Annotated in this window: 2 protein-coding genes; both read right to left on the bottom strand. The window is 72.2% G+C overall.

Annotation, left to right across the window (positions count from 1 at the left end):
• Window positions 1–808: ice-binding family protein (locus WEB03_RS07965; protein ID WP_368070416.1), on the bottom strand; the 808-nt coding region annotated here is incomplete at its 3' end.
• A gap of 291 nt (window positions 809–1,099) precedes the next feature.
• On the bottom strand, window positions 1,100–1,738 hold the full coding sequence (locus WEB03_RS07970; RefSeq protein WP_368070417.1) for a class I SAM-dependent methyltransferase: 639 nt from the start codon (window positions 1,736–1,738) through the stop codon (window positions 1,100–1,102).
• Window positions 1,739–1,778 lie beyond the last annotated feature (40 nt).

Here is a 1,778-nt window from a genome sequence, read left to right on the forward strand (position 1 = left end):
TGGGGCCGTCGCCGTCCGTGGGGCCGTCGCCGTCCGTGGGGCCGTCGCCGTCCGTCGTGGTGCAGGCGCCGTTGCTGATCGTGTTGGTGTCCATGGTGACCGCCCCGCTGCGGGCCAGGACCCGGCCACCCACGGTGGCGCCGGTCCCGAGGGTGACGGACTGGGCAGCGAGGATCGTGCCGCGGAAGGTGGAGCCGGACCCCAACGTGGCGGAGCTGCCGACCTGCCAGAAGACGTTGCAGAGGCTGGCGCCGTTGATGAGGTTCACGCTGCTGGCCGAGTCGGTGATCAGCGTCGTCGCCGCCTGGAAGATGAACACCGCGTTCGGGTCACCCTCGGCGTCGAGGGTGAGGGCCCCGGTCACCCCGAAGGTGCCGGATGCCGAGTCGTACACGCCTGCGGTGAGGAGCGACCCGCCGAGCTCGGTGGGCACCTCGGTCGCCGGACCCTGGCCCGACGCGTTGGTGTACGCCGTGCCGAGGTCGGCCTTCGCCTGGAGCGCCGCCCCGTTCGCGACGTGCAGCGAGCCGTCCTGCGTGATGGCGTTCGCGCCGGGTCCGAAGCCGGTCACCGACGAGCCGGGGTGGAGCCCGATGTCCCCGGTGACCACGCTCTGGCCGGTGTTGGTGATGGTGGAGCCGGCAAGGATCGCGAAGCTGCTGGCCGTGCCGAGCGGGACCGTCGTGGCGGCGTCGGCACCGCTGAGCGGCAGGACCAGACCGGACGAGAGCAGCGCGACGAGCGCCGCGAGAGGGAGGGCGCCGCGACGCGCACGTGCAACGACCGGACGGGAACGGGTCAGCTTCATCGTCGATCCTTCGTCGGATCCTGCGGCAGCTGTGAGCGGGCCGTCAGCGTGCCGACGGCCCATCCCGGTGACCGGCGTCGGACCGCGGGTGCGGCGCGACCAGCCGATCAGACAGCGGTCCGGACGTGGGGAGCCGCCACGATCGGCGACCGGAACACCCTGAGACATCCGTGCTCACGATATCGACCGACCGGTCGCGAACCTGGAGCCCGCGCGCGGTCACGCGAGGGACCGGTCGCCCACCGCGCGTCTGGCCTCCGGACGTTCGTTCCGGTCGTCGCCAGGTCGAGCTCAGCCGGGGGTCGCTCCGTGTGTCGGCCGCGACGCGGTCGCGAGGAAGATGGGGTAGCGGCGGCCGTCCCGCTCGAGCTCGTCGATGCGCTCGAATCGTGCATCCTCGAAGCCGTGGGAGCGCAGGAGCACGGACAGCTCGTCCGGCTCGAAACCGTCGTGTCCGTCGAAGTCCGGGTGGTCACGGTGGAACGAGCCGTCCTCCGCCTCGAGGTCGACGACGCACAGCCGGCCGCCATGGTCGAGGAGCGTGGCGAAACCGTTCAGCACCGGCGCCAGGTCGCGGATGTGGTGCAGGGTCATCACCGTGACGACCAGGTCGAACCGTTCACCCTCCGGCGGCGGCGCGGTCGCCAGGTCGAGGTCCCAGATCCGAACGCTGCCCGGCAGCCGTCCCTCGGACCGCTTCTGTTCCATCCGCGCACGCATGCCCGTGGAAGGGTCCGCGAGCGTCACCGGCCCCACCTCGGAGGCCAGCGCCTCCGATACCGCCCCGGTGCCGGCCCCGTACTCCAGCAGACGGGTGGCGGCCGTGAGCGGCACGGCCGCACGGATCGCCGCTGCGGCGGTGGCGGCCCGTCGGACGTGGTCGGGCTCGTCGTCCCAGGTGGCTGCTCGCTCGTCGAAGCTCGATGTCACGGCTGGTTCCTCTCAGCTCAGGCGGAGTCGAGGTCGCCCT

The sequence above is a fragment of the Nitriliruptor sp. genome (genome assembly GCF_040882075.1).
In the GTDB taxonomy this organism is placed as follows: Bacteria; Actinomycetota; Nitriliruptoria; order Nitriliruptorales; family Nitriliruptoraceae; genus Nitriliruptor.